This is a genomic window from Labrys sp. HAY1-8F (genome assembly GCF_056754975.1).
This window is the reverse complement of record NZ_JBPGWZ010000002.1, coordinates 3414947-3439245: the sequence shown is the minus strand read 5'-3', so window position 1 is coordinate 3439245 and position 24299 is coordinate 3414947. Positions and strand designations below refer to the sequence as shown.

The following is a 24299-nucleotide window of genomic DNA, read 5'->3' as shown; positions in this document are numbered from 1 at the left end:
CATGCCATGGCCTCCGCACGACTCGCAGATCTCTGGGACGACGCCGTCGCCAGTTCCCTCGATGAACCAGGCAAGCTGCTCTATCGCTCCAACCTGCTGGGCTCGGACCTGCGCATCACCAATTTCGGCGGCGGCAACACCTCAGCCAAGGTGACGGCAACCGATCCGCTGACGCGCCAGGACGTCACCGTGCTCTGGGTCAAGGGCTCTGGCGGGGACATCGGCTCGATGAAGCTCGATGGTTTCTCCACCCTCTATCTCGACAAGCTCGAAGCCCTGAAGGGTCTCTATCGTGGCCTCGCGCATGAGGATGAGATGGTCGGCTATCTGCCGCATTGCACCTTCGACCTCAATCCGCGCGCCGCCTCCATCGACACGCCCCTGCATGCCTTCGTGCCGAAGATCCATGTCGATCACGTCCATCCCGACGCGGTGATCGCCATCGCCGCCTCGCAGAACGCCGAAAAATTGACGCAGGAGATTTTCGGTGGCGAGATCGGCTTCCTGCCCTGGCAGCGCCCGGGCTTCGATCTCGGTCTCAAGCTTTCCAAGCTGGCCACCGAGAACCCCCATCTCACCGGTGTGGTGCTCGGCGGGCATGGCCTGTTCACCTGGCATGACGATGCCAAGACCTGCTACCAGCTCACTTTGCGCATCATCCAGAAGGCGGCCGACTGGGTGGAAGCCAAGGCGCGCAAGCCCACCTTCGAGGGCGGCAAGGTCACGTCCCTGCCCGCCGCCGAGCGCGCTGCCATCGCCACCCGCCTGATGCCCGCCATTCGCGGCAAGATCGGCAAGGCTCAGGCCAAGGCCGGCCATTTCACCGACGCGCCCGAGGTGCTGGAATTCGTCAATTCTAACGCGCTCGACAAGCTCGCTCCGCTCGGCACCTCCTGCCCCGACCATTTCCTGCGCACCAAGATCCGCCCGCTGGTGATCCCGTTCGCCGGTGACGTTGAGGCCGCCATCGCCTCCCTCGATGGCCTGATCGAGGCCTATCGGGCCGATTACGCCGCCTATTACGAGCGTTGCAAGCATGCCGATTCGCCGGCCATGCGTGATCCCAATGCCGTGATCTATCTGGTGCCGGGCGTGGGCATGCTCTCCTTCGCCGCCGACAAGGCGACGGCTCGCATCGCCGCCGAATTCTACGTCAACGCCATCAATGTGATGCGCGGCGCCAGCGGCGTCGACCTCTATGTCGGCCTGCCCGAGCAGGAAGCCTTCAACATCGAATACTGGTTGCTGGAGGAAGCCAAGCTCCAGCGCATGCCCAAGCCCAAAGGTCTGGCCGGGCGCACCGCCCTCGTCACCGGCGGTGCCGGCGGCATCGGCCGGGCGATTGCCGCCCGCCTGATGCAGGAAGGCGCCAATGCCGTGCTGGCCGATATCGACCAGGCCTCGCTCGACGCGGCCGTCGCCGATTTCGGCAAGCTGTTCGGCAAGGACAGGGTGCGCGGCATCGCGATGGACGTCACCGACGAGGCGAGCGTGATCGCTGCCTTCGAGGAAACCGCGCGAAGCTATGGCGGCATCGACATCGTGGTCAACAATGCCGGCATTTCCTCCGCCGCTTCGGTCGAGGACACCACGCTGGAACTGTGGAACCGCAATATCTCCATCCTCGCCACCGGCTATTTCCTGGTGGCGCGCGAGGGCTATCGCCTGATGAAGAACGAGGGCAATGGCGGCTCCCTGGTCTTCATCGCTTCCAAGAACGGCGTCTCGGCCTCGGCCGGCGCCTCGGCCTATTGCACCGCCAAGGCCGCGGAAATCCATCTCGCCCGCTGCATGGCTCTGGAGGGGGCGCCGCACGGCATCCGTGTCAACGTCGTCAATCCCGACGCCGTGCTGCGCGGTTCCAAGATCTGGCAGGGCGAGTGGCGCCAGCAGCGCGCGGCCTCCAACAAGATCGGCGAGGACGACCTGGAGGAGTTCTATCGCAAGCGCTCTTTGCTGCAGCGCTCGGTCTATCCCGAGGACATTGCCGAGGCCGTCTACTTCTTCGCCTCCGACCTTTCGGCCAAGTCCACCGGTAATTTCCTCAATGTCGATGCCGGCAATGTGGTGAGTTTCACGCGCTGATCCCCCTCGATGGCTTCGAAGAGGGGCAAGGCTTCCGACAAGGGATTGTGCGACCAGCGACAGCGGGCTAAGCGGAAGGGGTCTGTTCCGCCTGCGGGAACGGCCTCCCGCAGCGCTCAAGCAGATCACCGCTTTCCATGGCCCGGATCGCCTTCCACGCCCCGCTCAAGCCCCCCGATCACCCGATGCCCTCGGGCGACCGGGAAACCGCGCGCCTCTTCCTGGCCGCACTGAGAGGCGCCGGCTTCGAGGTCGATATCGCCTCGACACTGCGGACGGCCGATCCGGTCGGCGGGCGGGATTTTTTCGGGCAAGCGCAGGCGGAAGTGAGCCGCCTGCTTACTCTTTATCGCGAGCAGCCGCAGGAACGGCCCGCGCTGTGGTTCACCTATCACGTCTATTACAAGGCGCCGGACCTCGTCGGCCCGGCGATCACGCGATCCCTCGGCATTCCCTATGTGATCGCCGAGGGATCGCGGGCGCCCAAGCGCGCGAGCGGCGCTTGGGCGGACGGGCACGCCCAGGCGGAGGCCGCCCTCGACGCAGCCTCGCTCATTCTCATCCTCAATCCGAACGACCGGGCCATGCTCGAGGCGGCAAGACCTGATGGCCAGGTTCTGGTCGACCTGCCGCCCTTCATCGATGCCGCCGCCTGGCCGTCGCTGGCGCGAAGCCGGCCAGAACCCGGCCCCTGCCGCCTTCTCACCGTCGCCATGATGCGCGAACGCGACAAGCTGACTTCCTATGGCATTCTGGCCATGGCCCTGGCCGAACTCGACGCCGATCTCGACTGGCGTCTCGACATCGTCGGCGATGGCCCCGCCCGAGCCAAGGTCGAGGCACTCTTCGCCCCCTTCGGCAAACGCATCACCCCCCATGGCCGCATCGACGATCGCGCCAGGCTCGCCTCACTCTATGCACAGGCCGATCTGCTGGCCTGGCCGGCGGTGAACGAGGCCTTCGGCATGGTCTTCCTGGAAGCAGCCCTGCAGGGTTGCCCCGCGGTCGCCGGCAAGTTCGGCGGCGTGGGCTCGGTGGTGCTGGACGGGCAGACCGGCCTGCTGACCAGGCCCGGCGATGCCGCCGATTTCGGTCACTCCCTCGCCAGGCTGATGCGCGACACCGCCCTGCAGCAGCGTTTCGCCGGCCAGGCCTTCGCCTTTGCCCGGCACGAGCGCTCGCTCGCCTCCGCCTCTCGCTGCTTGCGCGAGGCCTTGCTGCCCCTGATCCAACCGGAAAAGCCCACCGCATGAGCCGCTCCGTCCTCATCCTCGTCACCCATCTCCTCGGCGTCGGCCATCTCGCTCGCGCGGCGGCCCTGGCGCGCGGGTTGGTCTCGGCCGGCCATCGCGTCACCCTGATCAGCGGTGGCCGGCCCGCTCCCCTGATCCGGGTCGAGGGGGCGACCTTCGTACAATTGCCGCCCGTGCATTGCATCGGCGTCGACTTCCGCACCCTGCTCGGCCCGGATGGCCGGGAGATTGGGGACGACATCCGCCAGGCCCGCATCGAGGCCATCCTGGCGGCGCTGGAATCTGCCGAGCCCGACGTGGTCGTCACCGAAACCTATCCCTTCGGCCGGCGCCAACTCGCCGCGGAATTCCGCGCCTTGATCGAGGCGGCGCGCAATCGGGCCAGACCGATCGCCATCCTCGCCTCCATCCGCGACATCCTCAACCCGCCGGCCAAGCCGACCCGGGTGGAGGAGACGGAGGCCGTCCTCGCCCGCTTCTATGACGGCGTTCTCGTGCATGGCGACGCCGTAGTCACGCCGCTTTCAGCCTCCTGGCCCACCAGCCCGGGGCTGGAGCGCATCCTGACCTATACCGGCTACATCGCCGACACGGCCGCGCCGGTCCAGGCCCTCCCCTCCGGCGAAATCCTGGTCTCGGGCGGCGGCAGTGCCGCCAGCCTGCCGCTCTATCGCGCCGCCATCGAAGCCGCGGCGCTTGCCGATCCGCCGGCGTGTTGGCGCCTGCTGGTCGGGCACGGCGTCGCCGCTGATGATTTCGAGGCACTGGCGGCCAGCGCCGGTCCCCGGGTCATCATCGAGCGTGCCAGGCCGGATTTTCCTTTCCTGCTGGCGGGCGCAGCCGCCTCGGTGAGCCAGGCGGGCTACAACACCATGATCGATCTCGCCCGCGCGGGCGTGCCGGCGGTGGTGGTGCCTTTCGAGCAGGGCAAGGAAGCCGAGCAGCGCCTGCGTGCCGAGCGTTTCCACGCTCTCGGCCTCGCCCGCATCGTCGGTGAAGCAGATCTTTCCGGCCCGTCTCTGGGGGCAGCCGTCAAGGCCGCCCTGGCGCGCACTCCTCGCGGCGAAGCGCCCGTCCTTGCCCTCGACGGTATTGCCGGGAGCGTGCGAGGAGTGGAAGAAGCGGCGCAGCGGGCCGAAAACCTGGCCCAGGCCTGGACCCGCCTCGACCAGGCCCTCGCCACCCGCCGCGAAGTCCGCCTGTGGTGGCGAGACGACGATGCCGTATCAGCCACGCCGGCGCTCGACCGCCTGCTTGCCCTCGCGCATCGCCACGGCCTGCCACTTTCACTGGCCGTCATTCCCGCCGCCGCTTCACCAAGCCTCATCGAGGCGGTTGCCGAAGAACGGGACGTCGACGCCCAGGCAGTCGACATTCTCGTGCACGGCTATGCCCATGCCAATCATGCTCCACCCGGTGCCAAGAAACAGGAGCTCGGCCATCGTCCTGCCGCCGAGGTGCTGGCGGAACTCGGCCAGGGCCTCTCGACATTGCGCTCCAGCTTCGGTGCGCGCTGCCTGCCCATCCTGGTGCCGCCCTGGAACCGCATTGATCCGACGCTGATCGATGGCCTCGCGGCTCTCGGCTTTCGCGGCCTGTCCGTTGCCGGCCCGCGGCCAGCCGCCGAGCTGCATGATCTTACCGTCGTCAATATTCACGTCGATCCGATCGCCTGGAAACAAGGCGGCGGCCTGCTCGATCCTTTTCTGGTATTGTCGCAATTCATCCGTGCCCTTGAACATGACGAACCCTTGGGCATACTCACGCATCACCTCGTACACGATGCCTGGATTTGGAATTTTCTGGATAGGTTGTTCGGTCAGTTCAAGAATCACGCGAATATACGTTTCCTGCCAGCGCACGCGTTATTTGCGTGAAGCGCTGGATCGAAAAACGATACACACGCCAGATAGCAGTAGCGCTCGATTGCGCGTGGGAATAGTCTGGCAAGCGACAAGCACCGGAAAACGGGCATCGGAGAGACTGCGGAGCGGGGATGATCAACCAGCCGTTGCTGAGCGTGCGCGAGCTCAGCGTAGATTTCCAGGGCGACACCGGCCTGGTTCACGCGGTGAAGAACGTGTCTTTCGACGTCTTCGAAGGACAGACGCTGGCGGTGGTTGGCGAGTCCGGATCCGGCAAGTCGGTGACGGCGCAGGCCATCATGGGCCTGCTTTCCAAGACGGCGCGGATCACAGGCGGCAGCTGCCTGTTCCGCGATCCCGCCACCGGCACGACGACGGATCTCGTCAAGCTCAATCCCAACGGACCGGAGATGCGCGCCATTCGGGGCGGGCGCATCGCCATGATCTTCCAGGAGCCGATGACTTCGCTGTCGCCGGTACATACCATCGGCGACCAGGTCACCGAGGCGCTGATCGTGCATACGGGCTGTTCCCGGCGCGAGGCGAATGAGCGGGCGCTCGATCTCTTCGCCAAGATCCATTTCCGCAATCCCCAGCGCATGCTCACCACCTATCCCTTCGAACTGTCGGGCGGCATGCGCCAGCGCGCCATGATCGCCATGGCCCTGATCTGCCGGCCGGCCCTGCTGGTCGCGGACGAGCCGACCACGGCGCTCGACGTCACCACCCAGGCGCAGATCCTCGCCCTCATCAAGGAAATCCAGGACGCCAAGAGCGCCGTGAACCAGAGCATGGCGGTGATCTTCATCACCCACGACCTCGGCGTGGTCGCCAACATGGCCGACGAGGTCGTGGTGATGTATCGCGGCGAGGTGATGGAACTGGGCGGCCGCGACGCCATCTTCCAGGATCCCCGACATGACTATCTCAAGGCCCTGATGCGGGCCGTGCCTCATTTCAACATGAAGCCGGGCGAAAGGCTGAAGCCCTTGCGGGAAATCGCCGTGCCGCCGCGTGGAGCCGCGGCGCCTGCACCGGCAGGCGCCGGCCCGGTCCTCCAGGTCGAAAACGTCTCCAAGAGCTTCACGATGCGCGCGGGCATGTGGTCGGGCCGCAGCGAGACGATCCAGGCGCTGAACAACGTCTCACTTTCGCTCGAACGGGGCACCACGCTGGGTCTCGTCGGTGAATCGGGTTCGGGCAAGACCACCCTGTCACGCATGATCATGCGCGCACCCGGCAGCGCACCGGACAGCGGCGAAGTCCGCTTCGACGACGGCAGCGGCCCGCGCGACGTCTTCGCGCTGGACGGCGAGGCGCTCAAGACCTATCGCCGCTCGGTCCAGTTCGTGTTCCAGGACCCGTTCTCCAGCCTCAATCCGCGCATGACGGTGTTCGACATCCTGTCGGAACCCCTGCGGATCCACAGCATCGGCACCTCCGACGAACGTCATGAGCGGGTCAAGGCCCTGCTCGAACTGGTCGGGCTCGAGCCGCAATATATGCGCCGTTACCCGCATTCCTTCTCGGGCGGCCAGCGCCAGCGCATCGGTCTTGCCCGGGCACTGGCTCTGGAGCCCCAGGTGATCCTCTGCGACGAGCCCACCTCGGCCCTCGACGTCTCGGTCCAGGCTCAGATCCTCAATTTGCTCAAGGACCTGCAGGCGGTACTCGGCGTGTCCTACCTCTTCGTCTCCCACAATCTCGCCGTGGTCGAATACATGGCCCGCGACATCGCCGTGATGTGCCGCGGCCATATCGTGGAGCAGGCGCCGCGCGAGGTGCTGTTCCGCTCGCCCCAGCATCCCTATACCAAGGCCTTGCTGCAGGCCATTCCGGACGTCGACCTCGCCAGCCCGCTCGATTTCGCCAAGCTGAAGACCGGCGGCGCCTCCCAGCCCGAGCGCTGGCCCGCCCCCTTCGCCATCCTTCCGGACGCACCGCCGCCCATCATGGTGGAGGTGGAGCCCCGCCATTTCGTCCGCCTCGGCGCCAGCGCAGCCGACCAGCGCAGGGGGGAAGCGGCGTGAACACCGGCTTCACCGTCCTCAAGAGCGTCGCCGCGGCATTGGCCCTCGGTTTCTTCCTGGCCGGCCCGGCCATCGCGGATCCGCCGCCGGCTCCGGCCGAGCCGCCTTCCCTGGTGGCCAAGATCGCCGACGGCAGCTTGCCCCCGCTGCTCGATCGCCTGCCGAAGGTGCCGCTGGTGGCCGACATGCTCGCCCGCAATCGCAGCCTCGGCGACTATGGCGGCGAGATCCGCACGCTGGCGTCCAAGGCCCGGGATCTGCGCTACATCAACGTCATCGGCTATACCCGCCTGGTTGGCTATGACGAGCATCTCAACCTGGAGCCAGATGTCCTGCAGGCCGTCGCCAGCGAGGACGACAAGGCTTTCACCTTCACCTTGCGCGAAGGCCATCGCTGGTCTGATGGTGCCCCCTTCACCACCGAGGATTTCCGCTTCTATTGGGAAGATGTCGCCCTCAATTCGAAGCTCAATCCAACCGGCCCGCCCGCCTTCATGCTGGTCGACGGCGAAAAGCCGAAGGTCGAGGTGCTCGACGCCACTCATATCCGCTACAGCTGGTCCAAGCCCAATCCGGGATTCCTGCCCTCGCTGGCGGGACCGCGACCGATCTGGATCTATTCGCCGGCTCACTATCTCAAGCAGTTCCACAAGAAATATGGGGATGCGGACAAGCTCGCCAAGATGGCAGCGGACCGGCAGATGATGTCCTGGGCTGCGCTCTACAACAAGCTCGATGATCCCTATGAGAACTCGAACCCGGACATGCCGACGCTCGATCCCTGGCATGTGGTGACCAAGGCGCCGTCCCAGCAATATGTGTTCGAGCGCAATCCCTATTTTCACCGCATTGATCCCCGCGGACGGCAGCTTCCCTATATCGACCGCATCGTGGTCTCGATCTCGTCCGCGGGCCTGTTCGCCGCCAAGGCGAATGCGGGAGAGGTCGATCTGCTGGCCTGGGGGCTGAGTACCAGCGACATTCCCACGCTCAAGGAAGGCGAGGCCAGCCACGCCTATCGCACGCTGGCCTGGCCGATCGCGCGCGGCTCCGCCTTCGCCCTGTTTCCCAACCTCACCTGCAACGACCCGGTCTGGCGTGCCGTGCTGCGGGATGTCCGCTTCCGCCGGGCCCTGTCGCTGGCCATCGACCGCCACACGCTCAACAATTCGCTGTGGTTCCGGCTCGGCATCGAGGGCAACAACACGGTGATGCCGGAAAGCGCCCTCTACAGCGAGGACGACCGCAAGCGCTGGGCCACCTACGATCCCGCGCTCGCCAAGAAGCTGCTGGATGAAGCCGGCCTCAATAAGCGCAATGCCGCCGGCTTCCGCCTCCTGCCCGACGGCCGGGAGGCGGAGTTGATCGTCGAGGTCGCCGGCAACGCCCGCGACGTTGCCGACGCGCTCGAGATCACCAGCGAGTTCTGGCAGGATGTCGGCCTCAAGGTGGTGGTGAAGGCCGAGGACAGCAACGACCTGAACAAGCGCTCCTTTTCAGGCCTTACGCTGGTGACGGCGAGCGAAGGCCTCGAGAACGCCATTCCAACCGCACTGATGCCGCCCAGCGGTCTGGCACCCCTGCGCCAGGATAATTACTCCTGGCCCAAATGGGGCCAATATGCCGAAACCGGTGGCATGGCTGGCGAAAAGCCCGACATGCCCGAAGCGATCGAGCTGATGTCCTTGTGGGAGCAGTGGATGAATGCGACCACGCTGAACGCCCAGGCGGCAATCTGGCGGGAAATGCTCTCCCTCCATGCCGACCAGCAGTTCAGCATCGGCACCGTGCAGGGAGCGCTCAAGCCCATCATCGTCAACAAGGCCATCCGCAACATCCCGAAGAAGGCAGTGTTTTCCTGGGAGCCGACGGCCCTGATCGGTGTCTATCGCGTCGACGAATTCTACTACGACAACATCGTGGTGACGGGGAATGCGCCATGATGCGCTATGTGCTGCGCCGCTTCGCCACCATGGTGGTGACGCTGCTCTTGATTTCGCTTTTGATCTTCATCGTGATCAAGCTGCCGCCGGGCGACTTCCTGACCAACAAGATCAACGAACTCAGGGCCCAGGGCGAGGCTGCCAGCGTCGCCAAGGCGGAGGCGATGCGGGCGCAATACGGCCTCGACAAGCCGCTGCTCCACCAATACGCCACCTGGCTCGGCGTGTTGCCCGGTCCCAACGGCTTCAAGGGCCTGCTGCAGGGCTATTGGGGCTGGTCGTTCGAATATGAGCAACCCGTTAAGGCGGTGGTCGGCGATGCCCTGTTGCTGACCGTCCTGCTCAACCTGGCGGTGATCGTCTTCATCCATCTCGTCGCCATTCCGATCGCCATCTACTCGGCCACCCGTCGCAATTCAATCGGTGCCCATGTGGTGACGTTCCTGGGCTATATCGGCCTGGCGACGCCCAGCTTCCTGCTTGCCCTCGCGCTGTTGTTCTATCTCAACCGCTGGTTCGGCATCTCGATCGGCGGCATGTTCGGGCCCGATTATGCCGACGCGCCCTGGTCGCTGGGCAAGCTCGGCTCCTTCCTCAGCCACATGATCGTGCCGGTGGTGGTGATCGGCCTCGCCGGCACCGCGGGCATGATCCGGCGGCTGCGCGCCAACCTGCTCGACGAGCTTTCCAAGCAATATACGGTCACCGCCAAGGCCAAGGGGCTGCCGCCGGGCCGGGCCCTGCTCAAATACCCCTTCCGCATCGCGCTCAATCCCTTCGTGGCCGATATCGGCAATCTCCTGCCCAGCATCGTCTCGGGCTCGGCCATCGTTTCCATCGTGCTGAGCCTGCCGACCATTGGCCCTATCCTGGTTCAGGCCCTGCGCATCCAGGACCAGTATCTGGCCGGCTTCATCCTGCTCTTCGTTGCCTTCCTCACCGTGGTCGGCATGTTCATCGCTGATCTCGCTCTGGCGGTGCTCGATCCGCGCATCCGTATCGGCACCGGCAAATAGGACTGTAATGACCGAGTCGCGATCGCCCCATTACGTCAACCCCGCTCCCTTCGACCCCTATGTCGCCAAGAAGATGACGGCGGAGGAGGAGCGGTTTTATCGCGCCTCCTCCGCCACGCTGATCTGGTGGAAATTCCGACGCAATCGGCCGGCCCTGTTCGCCGGCATCTTCCTGGCGCTGGTCTATCTGTCGCTGCCTTTCGTGGAGGTCATCGCCCCCTATTCCTTGAACCAGCGCAATGCCGACTATCTCTATACGCCCCCACAGAGCGTGCATCTGTTTCACGACGGGCAGTTCGTCGGTCCTTTCGTCTATCCCGTGAATTTCGCCATCCGAGACATCGAGAGTTCGCAATTTCCCGGCATCTACCAGGTCGACAAGACCAAGCCCCAGACGCTGCGCTTTTTCTGTCGCGGCGAGCGCTACAAGATGTGGGGCCTGTTCGAGGCCAACTTCCATCTGGTCTGTCCACCCGAAAACGGTACCGCCTTCCTGCTCGGGACCGACCGGCTCGGCCGGGACATGCTGTCGCGCATCGTCTATGGCGCCCGCATCTCGCTCACCGTGGGCCTGATCGGCATCGCGGTCTCCTTCACGATCGGCCTGACGCTGGGCGGGCTTGCCGGCTATGTCGGCGGCATCATCGATGCCCTGGTGATGCGCCTGATCGAAGTGCTGCGCTCGCTGCCGGAACTGCCGCTCTGGCTGGCGCTGTCGGCGGCCCTGCCGGCCAATTGGAGCCCGGTGATCATCTTTCTCGGCATCACCATCATTCTCGGCCTGCTCGACTGGCCGGGCCTGGCATTGGCGGTGCGCTCGAAGGTGAAATCGCTGCGAAACGAGGATTTCGTGCATGCCGCCGAGATGATGGGGGCCTCGCGCGCCCGCATCATCGGCCGCCACCTCCTGCCCAATTTCATGAGCCATTTGATCGCGAGCGCCACCCTGTCGATCCCGGCAATGATCCTGGGCGAAACGGCGCTGTCCTTCCTCGGCCTCGGCCTGCGCCCGCCTGTGGTGAGCTGGGGCGTCCTGCTCAACTCCGCCCAGAACCTGGGCGCCATCAACCTCTATCCCTGGCTGCTGATCCCGATGATCCCGGTGATGCTGGTCGTGCTCGCCTTCAACTTCTTCGGCGACGGCCTCAGGGATGCGGCCGACCCCTATCATTGAGTAATATGCCGATGAAATATGATCGCTCCCGGCTAGAGGAGGATTTTCGAGCTAAAGCACGTTTGAAGTTTGTCTTTTTCTGGGGGCATCAGCCCGCCAAGGACGGCCGGATCACCACGTCCTGCTTCAGCCAGTGGTGGCCTGCCCCCTTCGACGTGGCTGGGGTTCGCTATCCCACCACCGAGCATTGGATGATGGCCGGGAAGGCCCGCCTATTCGGAGATGAACAAAGTTTATCGGCGATACTCGTGGCCGCCAGCCCGAAGCAGGCAAAGCAACTCGGCCGCGAGGTGAAAGGCTTTGAGTCCTCGCAGTGGGATGCTCAAAAATACCGTATCGTGACGGAGGGCAGTATCCATAAATTCGATCAGAATCCGGCGCTCCGGAAATTTCTCCTGTCGACCGGCGATGCCGTTCTGGTCGAGGCAAGTCCCGTCGACAGGGTGTGGGGCATCGGCCTCGCAGGTGATGATGAGCGGGCGGCCAATCCACTACTCTGGCGCGGAGAGAATCTGCTCGGATTCGCACTCATGCAGGCGCGAGACCACCTTCGCGGTTGAACGGCCGCAGCGCAATCGGCTCCGCTCGGCCTCCATTCCGGCTTGACTGTAGCTCTCATCCGTGGAGATCACATGGCCGCCTACACCTTCAGCATCATCGGAGTGCTCGCACTGTGTCTGGTGTCCGTCGTCTTGGCCATCAATTCGGGATACTCCAAAGGCCGGGCCGGAGCGCTCTCCGGCCCGGTACTGCCGGCCGACGACGAGAACCTGCTCTACCGCATTGACCGTGTGCATCTGAACTCGGTCGAGGCTCTGGCCCCGTTCATCGTACCGGCCGCGCTGGCGATGATGGTGGGCGTCAGGCCGGCCTTGCTCGCGGTTTTGGTATGGCTCTATGTCGCGATCCGACTGGCCCATGTGGCAATCTACTACGCGGCGGCAATGCAGCGAAAGGTGGCAGTTTGCGAACCATTCTCTATGTTTCGGGCGCGTTGGTTACCGTGATCCTTATCGCTGTGACTGGATGGGCCGCCATCGCCTGAGGAACCGATGCCGGGCCAATCCCGGCCTCAAGTTCCGGACAACCTCAAACCGCTTCCCAGGCCGGAAAAGGATCGCTGAGATGGCGATAAGCTTTCGGGTCGAAGCGACGCCCGCCCGCAGGCCGCACCAGGCAATCGTCCAGCGCCTTGCGGATCGCCGGCTCGTCGAGGCCAGTGCCGATGAAGACCAGTTCCTGCCGCCTGTCACCCCATACGTCGTCCCAATTGCGTTCGAGGATGCGCCACCAGTCGGGATGATCCGGCCAATGCCGCCGCGGGATGGCCGCCCACCAATGCCCCATCGCGCTCACGCGGGCGATGGCGCCCGCCAGCGAGAACTCGCCCACCCAGTCGGGCCGAGTCGCCAACCAGAAATGGCCCTTGGCCCGGATCAACCCTGGCCAGATCCGTTCGACGAAAGCATTGAACTTGGCGGGATCGAAGGGCTGCCGCGCGCGGTAGACGAAACTCTGGATGCCATATTCCTCGGTCTCCGGCACATGATCGGCGAAGCCGTAGAGTTCCTTGTACCAGAGGGGGTGGCGCTGCGCCTTCTCCTCGTCGAAGAGGCCGGTATCGAGCACCGCTTCCAGCCCGACCCTGCCGAAATCCGTCTCGACGATGCGCGCATCGGCATTCAGGGCCTGCACGACCTTGCGCACCAGCGCGAGATGATCGGCCGATACTTGCGAGGCCTTGTTGATCACCACGACATCGGCGAACTCGATCTGCTCGACCAGCAGATCGACGATAGTACGCTCGTCCGCGGCGCCCGCGGTTTCGCCGCGATCGCGCAGGAAGTCGTTGGAGCCATAATCGGCCAGCAGGTTCGCCGCATCGACGACCGTGACCATGGTGTCGAGGTGCGCGACGTCCGACAGGCTCACGCCCGCCCCGTCCCGGAAGGAGAAGGTACTTGCAACCGGAAGCGGCTCGGCGATGCCGGTGCCCTCGATCAGGAGATAGTCGAAACGGCCTTCCTCGCTCAGGCGCCGGACCTCGGAAAGAAGGTCGTCGCGCAAGGTGCAGCAGATGCAGCCATTGGTCATCTCCACCAGTTTCTCGTCGGTTCGCGACAGGCCACTGCCGCCGTCACGCACGAGATCGGCATCGATATTGACCTCGCTCATGTCGTTGACGATCACCGCGACCCGCCGGCCCTCCCGGTTGTTGAGGACATGGTTCAGCAGGGTCGTCTTACCCGCCCCCAGGAACCCCGACAGCACGGTGACCGGCAGCCTCTTGTCTTCGATCTCCATAACGACTCCATAAGTAATGTTATAACATAACATTACTTATGGCTTTCCCGCTTGGCAAGCAGCTTGGCGGCGAAGAGGGGCAGCCCTCGGAGCGACCTGAAAACACCGCACGCCCGGAGGGTTCGGCTCCGAAGAACTTGCCTCAAAAATCGTGGAAAGCCGAGAAAAATTCGATTTTGTCATGCCCGTGCGTCGTCCCGCGCATCCAGGGAACCATAACTCGCTGAGTTTTTGGCTCCTGGATCACCGAGACAAAGTCCGGTGATGACAAAGGTTGAGGTTTCCGTGAGTCTTCTGTCAGGCTCTGAAGACCGGGCTCCGATTGCCCGCTTGCCTTCCGTCCCGCCCTGGCTGATATGCAGGACATGCAGTCTCCCCTTGCCGCCGCCCTCCTCGCCCGCATCCAAGCAAGACAGGCCGTGATCGGTATCATTGGCCTGGGCTATGTCGGCCTGCCGCTCGCCATCGCCATTGCCGACGCCGGCTTCAAGGTGCTGGGTTTCGATATCGACTTGAGGCGTGTGGCCGCCCTCAACGAGGGCGATGGGCTGATCAAGCACATCTCCAACGAGCCGATCCGCGAGGCCATCGCCAAGGGCCTTTTCGAGGCCACCGCCGATTTCGCCCGGCTCGACGAGCCGGATGCCATCCTGATCTGCGTGCCGACGCCGCTGACACGCCAGCGCGAGCCCGACATGTCCTATGTCGCCAACTCGACTGCTTCGATCGCGCAGAAGCTCCGGCGCGGCCAGCTCGTCATCCTGGAGTCCTCGACCTGGCCCGGCACCACCGAGGAATTGATGAAGCCCGTGCTGGAGGCTGATGGCCTGGTCTCCGGCCAGGACTTCTTCCTCGCCTTTTCGCCCGAGCGCGAGGATCCGGGCAATCCCGTTTATGGCACCCAGAACATTCCCAAGGTCGTCGGCGGCGACGGCGCCGATGCGCTCGCCTTGGCCAAGGCCCTCTACGATGCCTTCGTGAGCGCCACCGTGCCGGTCTCCTCGCCGGCGGCGGCGGAGGCGGTCAAGCTCACCGAGAACATCTTCCGCTCGGTGAACATCGCCCTCGTCAACGAATTGAAGGTGATCTACGACGCCATGGGCCTCGACGTCTGGGAGATCATCGAGGCCGCCAAGACCAAGCCCTTCGGCTACATGCCCTTCTATCCCGGCCCGGGGCTCGGAGGGCACTGCATCCCGATCGACCCCTTCTATCTGACCTGGAAGGCGCGGGAGTTCGATATTGCCACGCGTTTCATCGAGCTCGCCGGCCAGATCAACACGGCCATGCCCCGCCATGTCGTCGACCGCCTGGCGGAAGCCCTCGACAAGCGCTTCAGACGCGGCCTCAACGGCGCCCGCATCCTGCTGATCGGCATCGCCTACAAGAAGAATGTCGACGACACCCGAGAGAGCGCCTCGTTCAAGCTGATCGAGATCCTGGAGGAGCGTGGTGCCGCGACCGATTTCCACGATCCCCATGCGCAGGTGATTCCGAAAACGCGCGAGCATGCCGCCCTCACCGGGCGCCGCTCGGTGGTGCTGACGGCCGAGACGCTCGCCGGTTACGATGCCGTGCTGATCGCCACCGACCATGACGGCATCGACTACGGCTTGGTCGCCAGCGCCGCGCGGCTGGTGGTCGACACCCGCAACGCCTGCGCCAAGGCCGGCGCGGACATGGCGAAGGTGGTCAAGGCGTGATGGGAGCGCGGACTTCTCGGCTCCGGGTTCTGACTTGCCTGCTAGAACGCTCGACATGCGGTGTGCCGATCTCCAGACCGGCATTCTTGGAAACGTTGCGTTTGTCGGTAGGGAAGATGCCGATCTAGAGATCGGCACACCAATTTCACGCTCCCGGGCATCAATGCCCGATCATCCATTTGTGGCGAGTCGAAGGACCCTTCTTGCCGACCTTACAGATTCCGCAGCCGCAGCCGGCAAGGTGGGCCTTCTTCACCACCTTCGGCTCGGTGCCGCTCTTTTCGGAACGGGCGAGGGCACGGCGCAGCTTGCCGTTCATCAGGCTGAGCTGCGGGGACGCGACGTCCCGTTCGCTGAGCTCGCTGCAGCCCGGGCAGGCGCAGGCCTCGGTTGCGTCCGCCATCGCCACCCATTCGTCGAAGGGCCCGCAATCATCGCAGACATAATTGTAGAGCGGCATGGTTGTCTCCCAGGACAAGACGCTTTTGGCATCAAAACAGAAGATACCGCGGGGCGTACCCCGCGGCAGGTTCACAGCTTGCCTTCCAGCAGCAGCAGCCCGGGGATCCAGCCGGTAACGATGCCGGAGGCCACGGTCGCCAGCCCCGTCACCTTGAGGATCGGGCGCTTGAGCGCCAGCAGCAGGAAATACATGAACCAGAGCACGGCCCAGATCGCCCAATTCAGGCCGAGCCAGGTATCGGTGACGGTGTGCGCCGAAGTCAGCCCCTGAAAGGCGATGGGCACCACGGTTACAGCCACGAACAGGCTGAACCAGCCCAGCCCGCGCCCATCGACCGTCACCACCCGGTTATAGGCGACCCACAGATAGGTGGTGGTGAACAACAGCGTCAGGGCAGCGGCCTTGATCGAGGCGGCATCGGCCTGGGCGCCGAAGGCCGAAGACAGGGCGACGCACAAAGTGACGAACCCGGAGACCACGTTGATGACGACGATCTCCTTGTCGTCGATCTTCCCGAGCAGCCACAGCCCGTTCAGGAACAGGACGGCTCCGACATAGAGCAATGCAAATCCAAGCAGCATGATCGCCTTTCCTCCACACGCAACGCTTCGACCGGAGATGCATTCCGGTCGAAGCGCGGGTTTCATGATGTGTGCGAGGGGGTGATCAGCTCGTCTTGGCGACGTCTGGGCCCGACACCTTCTTGGTCGGTCCCGAGGCGTTCGGATTGATGTCGAAGTCGAAGATGGCGGTTGGAATGGCCAGCGTGGCGCAGACATTGGGAATGTCGACGATGCCGGCGATGCGCCCCTCCACCGGCGCCGTGCCCAGGATCATGTAGGCCTGCTCGCCCGAATAGCCGAATTTCTTGAGATATTCGATGGCGTTGAGGCAGGCACGCCGATAGGCGACATGGGCGTCGAGGTAATATTGCTCGCCCGTATGCTCGTCGACCGAGATGCCCTCGAAGATGAGATAATCGTCGAAATGCGGGTCGATCGGGCTCGGCTTGAAGATCGGGTTGGTGATGGCGTATTTGGCCATGCCGCCCTTGATCACATCGACGCTGATATCGATCCAGCCGGCCATCTCGATGGCGCCGCAGAAGGTGATTTCGCCATCGCCCTGGGAGAAGTGGATGTCCCCCATCGAAAGGCCGCCGCCCTTCACATAAACGGGGAAATAGACCTTGGAGCCGCGCGACAGATTCTTGATGTCGCAATTGCCGCCATGCTCGCGCGGCGGCACGGTGCGCCAGGCTTCCGCCGCGGCCTTGCGGGCGGCATCCCCCGACATCTGGCCCATCAGGGCCGTGTCGCCATAGGGCAGGGCCGCGAGCGGCGGCACACGCTCGGGATCGGTCGCCACCAGTTCCGCCTCGCGCCGGTTGGCCTCGGCCAGCAGCTTATGATCGGGCAGGCAGCCGATCAGGCCGGGATGGATGAGGCCGGGATAGCGCACGCCGGGGATATGGCGCGAGGTGGTGTAGATGCCCTGGAAGTCCCAGATGGACTTGGAGGCATGGGGATAATGCTCGGTGAGGAAGCCGCCGCCATTCTCCTTGGCGAACAGGCCGTTGAAGCCCCATTCCGAATCGGGCAGGGCGCCGATGTCGAGAATGTCGACGACCAGAAGGTCGCCGGGCTCAGCGCCTTCGACGCCGAAGGGGCCGGAAAGATAGTGCACGCGGGTGAGGTCGACGTCCCGGATGTCGTTGGCGCTGTTGTTGTTGCCGATCTGGCCGCCGGTCCAGTCATAGCATTCGACGCGGAAAACGGCGCCGGGCTTGAAGGTTTCGACCATCGGGATGTCGGGATGCCAGCGATTATGGGTCTTGATCGCCTGGTCCTCGGGAGCTTTTTTCAGATCGACGGAGAATACGGTCTTGGGCATCGGTTCCTCCTCCTGGGGCCGGCCTGCGGGGTACTCCGGGCCGAACCGTCACGATGTTCTGTGCCCGCGCCACAAGGGGGCAGCCGGGCCGTTCGTGCAGGGGAAGCCTAGGAGCGCCCTGTAACCACCATGAATCGTCCGACCACGGTTTGTGTAATTTTTTGTAACCGGGAAAGACGAAGGTAAGCGCCGAATTGACCGTCCCTTGGCCATACCCCCCGGTTTTTCAGCGGAATTGGCACAAGAACCCCGGCCTGGGCCCTATACGCTACCGCCATGTCCCGCTGCCCGTCTCGACCACAGGCGGCATTGCGACTATCCTGCCGCCATGCCAGCCGCCGACGCCAAGCCTCGCATCCTCGTGGTCGATGACGATCATCGGCTGTGCCGCTTTCTGGAGAAATTCCTGGCGAGCGAGGGCTATGCCACCGCCAGCGCCAATGAGGGGCGGGCCATGCGCCGTGCCATGGCGGACGAAAGCTTCGACCTGGTGATTCTCGACCTCACCTTCCCCGCCGGGGAAGACGGGTTGAGCCTGGCGCGCACGCTGCGCAGCCAATACGACCTGCCGGTGATCATGCTCTCCGGCAAGAGCAGCACCATCGACAAGGTGGTCTGCCTGGAACTGGGCGCCGACGACTACATCACCAAGCCCTTCGAGCCGCGCGAATTGCTGGCCCGCATCCGCACCGTGCTGCGCCGCTTCACCCGACGCATAAACCTGCCCGAAACGGTGGAGCACAGCGCCTCCCCCGCCATCCGCTTCGCCGGGTGGCAGCTCGATCCCTCGCGCTACGAACTCTGCTCGCCGCAGGGCGAACGCGTGCGCCTGACCAGCCAGGAATTCCAGATCCTGTCCGCCCTGGTCGAGCGGCGCGGGCGTATCCTCTCGCGCGACCAGATCCTCGACATCGTCGCCAATCGCAACTGGACGCCCTATGACCGCAGCATCGACGTGCTGATCGGCAAGATTCGCCGCAAGCTGCGCGACGATGTGCGCGACGCCCAATACATCAAGACCATCCGCGGCGTCGGCTACATGTTCGCAGCCGAAGCGCGGGAGTAGGCGCGTAAGCACCCCTCATCCCCCGCCTGCCAGCCGCGCCTGTGGCAGATAGAGGTTGATCGTGGTGCCCTCGCCCGGCGTGCTGACGATGCCGAGGCGCCCGCCGGCCTGGCGCACGAAGGCATCGACCATCGCAAGGCCTAGGCCGTTGCCTTCCCCGGATGGCTTGGTGCTGAACAAAGGTTCGAGGGCCCGGCGCCGGACCGCCAGCGGCATGCCCTGGCCGGTATCGGTCACCGACAGCAGAACATAGGCACCCGGCAGCAGGCCAGAGGCCACGCGCGCGTCTTCGGCCGCCACCAGGATATTACTGGCTGCAAAGGTAAGGCGCCCGCCTTCGGGCATGGCATCGCGGGCATTGAGGGCAAGATTGAGCAGGCTCGATTCGAGCTGGCCGGTGGGGATCTCGACCGGATGGAGATCGGGCGCGACCTCGAGGACAACCGCCACCTTGTCGCCCAGCGTGCGATTGAGGACGCGCATCAAGGGCGGCAATTCCGTGCCGAGAGCGACGACCGCCGTTTCCTCGATGCGCCTCGCCCCGAAGCTCAGCAGGCGCGACGCCAGCTCCGAGCCGGACCGCGCGGCATCCAGGGCATCGGCAACGAGTTCGTGCAGCTCCGGCTGGCCGTTGAGCCGCTCCTGCAGCCAGCGCAGATTGGAATAGAGCACGGCCAGGATGTTATTGAAGTCGTGGGCGATGCCGCTGGCGAGCTGCCCCATCGCCTCCAGGCGCTGGGTCTGGCGCAGACGTTCGGCAATCCGGCTCTTCTCCTCCACCAGGCGGATGCGTTCGAAGCAGCGATCGAGCAACGCCAGCAATTCCTCGGTGTAGAAGGGCTTGGAGAGGTAGTCATAGGCGCCCGCCTTGAGAGCCTCCACCGCCGTCTCGATCGAGGCATAGGCCGTGACCATCACGCAGACGAGATCGGGATTGCGCTGGCGCAGCGCGCGGACGAGATCGACTCCATCGCCGATGCCGAGGCGGACGTCGACCAGCGCCACGGCGATACGTTCGCGAGCAAGCATGTCCAGGGTCGCCGCCGGATCATGCGCGATCGGGGTATGATAGCCTTCCAGGCTCAGCAGGCCGGCAAGGCTGGAAGCGAAATCGACATCGTCGTCGACGATCAGCACGCAGCGCGTATCCGCCTCTTCGCCACCGGAGGAAGCCCCCGACGCGCCGATGATGTCGGCGGGCAGTTCACTGTCCTCGTCCTTCATGGCCGGGTCGCCGGAATGCAGGGCAGGACCAGCGATATCAGCGTGCCCTCGCCGGCCTCGCTCTCGACCCTGACTTCGCCGCCATGCTGTTCGAGGATACGCTTGACCAGCGGCATGCCGAGCCCGACGCCGAAGGCCTTGGTGCTGAACAAGGGCTCGAAGATACGAACAGCTACCTCCGGGGACATGCCGCTGCCCTTGTCGGCGATACCAAGCACCACCCGATCCCCTTCCCGGCGCGTCGCGATGGTGATGGCGCCCTCGTCCTCCACCTTGCCCTCGCAGGCCTGCACCGCATTGACGAGCACATTGGAAAAAGCCTGGCGCAGCCGCTCGGCATCCGCCGGCACGGCGCAATCGGCCTCGAGATCGAGGGTGATCAGAGCGCGGGTGGCCGCATCCTGCTCGCCGGCCTGCTGGCGGACCCAGGCGTCGATGGCGACGGGCGCGAGCACCAGCGGCCGCTTGCGCGAGAAATCGAGAAGGTCCTCGATGATGCGCACGCAACGCCAGGCATTGCGCTGCAGACGTTGCAGTTCGCCCATCACCGGCTCGCTGGCGTCGCGCAGCGAACGCCTGAGCACATCCGCCGAGGTCACCAGCGTACCGAGCGGGTTGCGCAATTCATGGCTCACCGTGGCCGTCATCTGGCCGATCGCGGCCAGGCGCTCATTGCTCGCCAGCTCCTGTTGAGCCTGGTGCAGGCGCTCCAGCGAAGCGACCAGGTCACGCTCGGCAAGCTCGCGGCTTTCGTGCGAGAGTACGATCCACCAGGCGCCGATGCCGAGCAGGGGGAGGAGGGCCAGGAAGACCCGGAGCAGCAGGGCGCCGCTGTCGAGATGCGGCTCCTCGGCGCCGGGTTCGATCAGGCGGTAGGTGAGCAGGAACACCGCGGCGGTAACGATGGTCAGCGCGAACCCCACCCCCCCGACCTTGAGCAGGCGCTGGCCCATATGCGGGGCGATCTTGCCGATCAGCGTGCGCCCGAAATAGCGCGAGCGCGAATCCTCCAACACGCCGCCGGGCGATTTGCAGACATCGTGGCAATGCGAATCCAGGCTGCAGCACAGCGAGCAGATCGGCCGATCGTAGAAGGTGCAATGCACCATGTCCGGGCGCTCGTAGTCGAGCCCGCAGATCTCGCATTTGACGATAGCCTGCCGGCGAGCAGCCACTTCCTCCCGCGGACGTGCGAGATAATAACGCCCCCCAGTCGCCACACCGATGAGTACTGCGCTGGTAAGGGCGGTGAAGAAGGCGATCGGCGCCGCATAGGCTTCCGCCAATGCTCCGAAGCTGCCGACAAAGCAGAGCACGGCGACGATGGAGGCGAGCGCCATAGAGCCGCAGCCGACCGGGTTGAAATTGTGGAGATAGGCCCGTTTGAACTCGGTGAAGGGCGGGCTGACCTTGAGCGGCTTGAGGATGGCGAGGTCAGCGAAGATCGAGCCGATCCAGGCCGAGGCGATGATGGAATAGACGGCCAGCACCAGCGCCAGGGTCTGGAAGATGCCGAGCAGCATCAGCAGGAGCGAGATCAGGATGTTGAAGACCAGCCAGACCACCCGTCCGGGATGGTAGTGGGTGACTCGCGAAAAGAAGTTCGACCAGGCGAGCGAGCCGGCATAGGCGTTGGTGACGTTGATCTTGACCTGCGAGATCAGCACGAACACCACGGCGACCGCCAGCACCACGGCGCTATCGGCGCTCACATACTCATAGGCCTTGATATACATGTGAACGGGCTCGAGCGCGGTCACCTGCGACAGGCCCGAGCTGACCACCAGCACGGCCAGGAAGCTGCCGCACAGGATCTTGAAGCCGCCGACCACGATCCAGCCTGGCCCCGCCGCGATCACCGCCGTCCACCAACGCCAGCGATTTTCTTCCGTCTTGTCCGGCAGGAAGCGCAGGAAGTCGACCTGCTCGCCGATCTGGATCGACAAGGCACCAAGCACGCCGATGGCAGAACCGAAGGCGAGGAGGTTGAAGCCCCCGCCGCCTGCCGCGCTGCCAGCGAAGGCGACCCATTCACCGAGCGTGCCGGGATGGCCGATGGCGACATAGACGAAGGGAAGCAGGTGCAGGACGATCCAGACGGGCTGGGTGATCATCTGCAGCTTCGAGATCATGGTGACGCCCATGAAGGTGATCGGGATGATCACCAGCGAGGAGATGATGTAGCCCAGCACCAGCGGCACATTGGCGAAGAGCTTCAGCGCCTGCGCCATGATCGCCCCTTCGAGGGCGAAGAAAATGAAGGTGAAGGTAGCGTAGATCAGCGAGGTGATGGTCGAGCCGATATAGCCGAAGCCAGCCCCACGGGTGAGCAGGTCCATGTCGATGTTGTAGCGGCTCGAATAATAGGCGATCGGCAGGCTGGTCACGAACACGAACAGGCAGGTGACCAGGATGGCCGGAAAGGCGTTGGCGAAACCATAGCTGAGCGTGATGGTGCCGCCGATCGCCTCCAGCGCCAGGAAGGAGATGCCGCCAAGCGCCGTATTGGCGATGACAAAAGGGGACCAGCGCCGGAAGGACCTAGCCGCATAGCGCAGCGAATAGTCCTCCAGGGTCTCGTTGGCGATCCAGGAATGGTAGGATCGCAAGGCGGGCAGGCGCGGAATGTCCACTAGCCACCTCGCCCGATAGGACGCATGCGCCTCAGGCAAACCTCGACTGGCATCCAATCCCCTCCCGGTCCGGACACCGCCATCCTATCGCGGTTCCAGGCCTGATACGGTCCGCAAATCCCGGTGTGACCCCGATTGAAGCGGCCGAATCTTCTTCGCTCCGACAGCGTTGCCCCTTGGCGGCGGCATTGTGGTCCGCCCCTATCGAGACTGCAAGCCAACGCTCCGCATCTTCGATCTTGACGGAATCCGTTAGGATCTCTATAAATGAGTATGTACTCACTCAAATGAAACCGAACCGTGGCCCGTCCTCTCAGCGAAGCAAAGCGCCAGGCGATCCTGGTATCCGCCACCAGGCTGGTGGCGGCCATGGGGATCGGTGCACCGACGGCGAAGATCGCCCAGGGCGCGGAGATCGCCGAGGGCACGCTGTTCAAATATTTCGCCAATAAGGACGAGTTGCTCAACCAGCTCTATCTCACCCTCAAGACCGAACTCGGCGGGTCCATCATGCAGGGCTTCGCCCCCGATGCCAGCATAAGGGAGCGTGCCTGGCACATCTGGAGCCACTGGATCGACTGGGGCGCGAAATATCCGGTGAAACGCAAGGCCATGCGCCAACTCGGCGTATCCGAGCGCATCACACCGGCCAGCAGGCAGGCAGGCCACGCAGCCTTTCGTGACGTCAGCGCTGCTTTCGAACAGGCCCACGCGCTGGGCCCGCTCCGGGATCAGCCGATGGCTTTCCTGAGCGCCGCGTTTGAGGCGCTCGCAGAGACGACCCTGGAATTCACCGCGCGGGATCCGGATGGGCGGGAAGCCTACAAGCAGGCCGGCTTCCAGATCTTCTGGGGCGGCCTGGGCAGCTAAGGCGACCTTAGTCACAGAACTCTTTTACACGTTAAATGAGTGAGCACACACTCTTTATTCACCGAAACGGGAAGTGAACCATGTCTAAGATCTGGCTGATCACGGGTGCCGGCCGCGGGCTGGGGCGTTCGATCCTCGAAGCGGCGCTGGCCGCAGGCAATAAGGTGGTGGCGACGGCGCGCGATCCGGAGCGCCTTGCCGATCTCAGGGAACGTTATGGCGACAGGTTGCTCAATCCAGCGCTCGACGTCACCAATCCGGCCCATGCCCATCGCGCCGTCATGGTCGCTGAAGCGGCCTATGGCGGCCTCGACGTGCTGGTCAACACGGCCGGCTACGCTCATCCGACGCCCCTCGCGCAGGCCGGCGACGAGGGTCTCGCTGCCCGAAGCGAGACCAATTTCCTCGGCACGGTCAATCTGATCCGGGCCGCCCTGCCGGTGATGCGCAACCAGCGGGCCGGCCATATCATCAATATCTCCTCCCTCGGTGGACGCGTCGCCACACCCGGCTTTACCGCGGCTCTGGCCCGAGACGTCGGGCCCTTCGGTGTCAAGGTTACCGCCTTGCAGCCGGACGCCCCCGACGAGATTGCCCGGCTGGTGGTGGAGCTTTCCGGCCGCCAGGAGTCGCCGCGCCGCCTCATGCTCGGTGGCGGAGTGTTTCAGGCCTTCCGCCAGCCCGAAACCGTCCGGCGGAGCACGGCAGCCGAATGGGCCCCCTCGGCGCGCCGACCGGTTTCGCCCGCGCCCAATTCCCAGCTTTGCTGAGGGCTTG

The 24299-nt window shown here is 64.5% G+C and carries 19 protein-coding genes; 13 read left to right on the top strand and 6 right to left on the bottom strand.

Annotated elements, in window-relative coordinates:
- The first annotated feature begins 6 nt into the window (after window positions 1-6).
- The 9 genes from ACR9ZN_RS24945 (at window position 7) to ACR9ZN_RS24905 (ending at window position 12373) form a co-directional block, all read left to right on the top strand.
- Complete coding sequence (locus tag ACR9ZN_RS24945) at window positions 7-2085, top strand: bifunctional rhamnulose-1-phosphate aldolase/short-chain dehydrogenase (RefSeq protein ID WP_481273459.1); 2079 nt, start codon at window positions 7-9, stop codon at window positions 2083-2085.
- Window positions 2086-2222: 137 nt separating this feature from the next.
- A complete protein-coding gene (locus ACR9ZN_RS24940; RefSeq protein ID WP_481273458.1) occupies window positions 2223-3338 on the top strand; it encodes a glycosyltransferase family 4 protein in 1116 nt (371 codons plus the stop codon).
- Complete coding sequence (locus ACR9ZN_RS24935; RefSeq protein WP_481273457.1) at window positions 3335-5215, top strand: glycosyltransferase; 1881 nt, start codon at window positions 3335-3337, stop codon at window positions 5213-5215. Before ACR9ZN_RS24940 ends, ACR9ZN_RS24935 begins: the two co-directional genes overlap by 4 nt.
- Window positions 5216-5334: 119 nt before the next feature.
- Window positions 5335-7233, top strand: a complete 1899-nt coding sequence (locus ACR9ZN_RS24930) for an ABC transporter ATP-binding protein (protein ID WP_434959103.1) — start codon at window positions 5335-5337, stop codon at window positions 7231-7233.
- A complete protein-coding gene (locus tag ACR9ZN_RS24925) occupies window positions 7230-9176 on the top strand; it encodes an ABC transporter substrate-binding protein (RefSeq protein ID WP_454811831.1) in 1947 nt (648 codons plus the stop codon). The genes ACR9ZN_RS24930 and ACR9ZN_RS24925 overlap by 4 nt, the downstream gene beginning before the upstream one ends.
- Window positions 9173-10192: an ABC transporter permease gene (locus ACR9ZN_RS24920; RefSeq protein ID WP_434959101.1), complete on the top strand. Its 1020-nt coding sequence runs from the start codon at window positions 9173-9175 to the stop codon at window positions 10190-10192. Before ACR9ZN_RS24925 ends, ACR9ZN_RS24920 begins: the two co-directional genes overlap by 4 nt.
- Window positions 10193-10199: 7 nt before the next feature.
- Window positions 10200-11366 carry an ABC transporter permease gene (locus ACR9ZN_RS24915; RefSeq protein WP_454811828.1) on the top strand — a complete coding sequence of 389 codons (1167 nt, stop codon included), beginning with the start codon at window positions 10200-10202 and terminating at the stop codon, window positions 11364-11366.
- Between the two features lie 11 nt (window positions 11367-11377).
- A complete protein-coding gene (locus ACR9ZN_RS24910) occupies window positions 11378-11926 on the top strand; it encodes an NADAR family protein (RefSeq protein WP_481273456.1) in 549 nt (182 codons plus the stop codon).
- 72 nt (window positions 11927-11998) lie between these two features.
- Window positions 11999-12373, top strand: a complete 375-nt coding sequence (locus ACR9ZN_RS24905) for an MAPEG family protein (RefSeq protein WP_481273455.1) — start codon at window positions 11999-12001, stop codon at window positions 12371-12373.
- A gap of 82 nt (window positions 12374-12455) precedes the next feature.
- Here ACR9ZN_RS24905 and zigA read toward each other — a convergent pair whose 3' ends face one another.
- Entirely contained in the window at window positions 12456-13670 is a 1215-nt protein-coding gene (gene zigA, locus ACR9ZN_RS24900; protein ID WP_481273454.1) for a zinc metallochaperone GTPase ZigA, read from the bottom strand.
- Window positions 13671-14026: 356 nt separating this feature from the next.
- On the opposite strand from zigA, the gene ACR9ZN_RS24895 reads away from it, so the two are divergent.
- The gene (locus tag ACR9ZN_RS24895) at window positions 14027-15373 is read left to right on the top strand and encodes a nucleotide sugar dehydrogenase (protein ID WP_454811821.1); all 1347 of its coding nucleotides are present in this window, start codon (window positions 14027-14029) and stop codon (window positions 15371-15373) included.
- A 160-nt stretch (window positions 15374-15533) separates the two neighbouring features.
- Here ACR9ZN_RS24895 and ACR9ZN_RS24890 read toward each other — a convergent pair whose 3' ends face one another.
- The 3 genes from ACR9ZN_RS24890 to fmdA all read right to left on the bottom strand — a co-directional run bounded on the left by ACR9ZN_RS24890 (window position 15534) and on the right by fmdA (window position 17729).
- Window positions 15534-15833, bottom strand: a complete 300-nt coding sequence (locus ACR9ZN_RS24890) for an FmdB family zinc ribbon protein (protein ID WP_454811819.1) — start codon at window positions 15831-15833, stop codon at window positions 15534-15536.
- 71 nt (window positions 15834-15904) lie between these two features.
- The gene (locus ACR9ZN_RS24885) at window positions 15905-16417 is read right to left on the bottom strand and encodes an AmiS/UreI family transporter (RefSeq protein WP_454811817.1); all 513 of its coding nucleotides are present in this window, start codon (window positions 16415-16417) and stop codon (window positions 15905-15907) included.
- A gap of 85 nt (window positions 16418-16502) precedes the next feature.
- The gene (gene fmdA, locus ACR9ZN_RS24880) at window positions 16503-17729 is read right to left on the bottom strand and encodes a formamidase (RefSeq protein WP_441774217.1); all 1227 of its coding nucleotides are present in this window, start codon (window positions 17727-17729) and stop codon (window positions 16503-16505) included.
- Between the two features lie 328 nt (window positions 17730-18057).
- Here fmdA and ACR9ZN_RS24875 point away from each other — a divergent pair, with 328 nt between their 5' ends.
- On the top strand, window positions 18058-18795 hold the full coding sequence (locus ACR9ZN_RS24875) for a response regulator (RefSeq protein WP_454811815.1): 738 nt from the start codon (window positions 18058-18060) through the stop codon (window positions 18793-18795).
- 15 nt (window positions 18796-18810) lie between these two features.
- Here ACR9ZN_RS24875 and ACR9ZN_RS24870 read toward each other — a convergent pair whose 3' ends face one another.
- Both ACR9ZN_RS24870 and ACR9ZN_RS24865 read right to left on the bottom strand, forming a co-directional pair.
- Window positions 18811-20019, bottom strand: coding sequence for a response regulator (locus ACR9ZN_RS24870; RefSeq protein ID WP_481273453.1), 1209 nt, complete (start codon window positions 20017-20019; stop codon window positions 18811-18813).
- Window positions 20016-22652: an ATP-binding protein gene (locus tag ACR9ZN_RS24865; RefSeq protein ID WP_481273452.1), complete on the bottom strand. Its 2637-nt coding sequence runs from the start codon at window positions 22650-22652 to the stop codon at window positions 20016-20018. Before ACR9ZN_RS24865 ends, ACR9ZN_RS24870 begins: the two co-directional genes overlap by 4 nt.
- A gap of 300 nt (window positions 22653-22952) precedes the next feature.
- On the opposite strand from ACR9ZN_RS24865, the gene ACR9ZN_RS24860 reads away from it, so the two are divergent.
- A complete protein-coding gene (locus ACR9ZN_RS24860) occupies window positions 22953-23522 on the top strand; it encodes a TetR/AcrR family transcriptional regulator (protein ID WP_434959090.1) in 570 nt (189 codons plus the stop codon).
- Window positions 23523-23602: 80 nt separating this feature from the next.
- A complete protein-coding gene (locus ACR9ZN_RS24855) occupies window positions 23603-24292 on the top strand; it encodes an SDR family NAD(P)-dependent oxidoreductase (protein ID WP_481273451.1) in 690 nt (229 codons plus the stop codon).
- Window positions 24293-24299 lie beyond the last annotated feature (7 nt).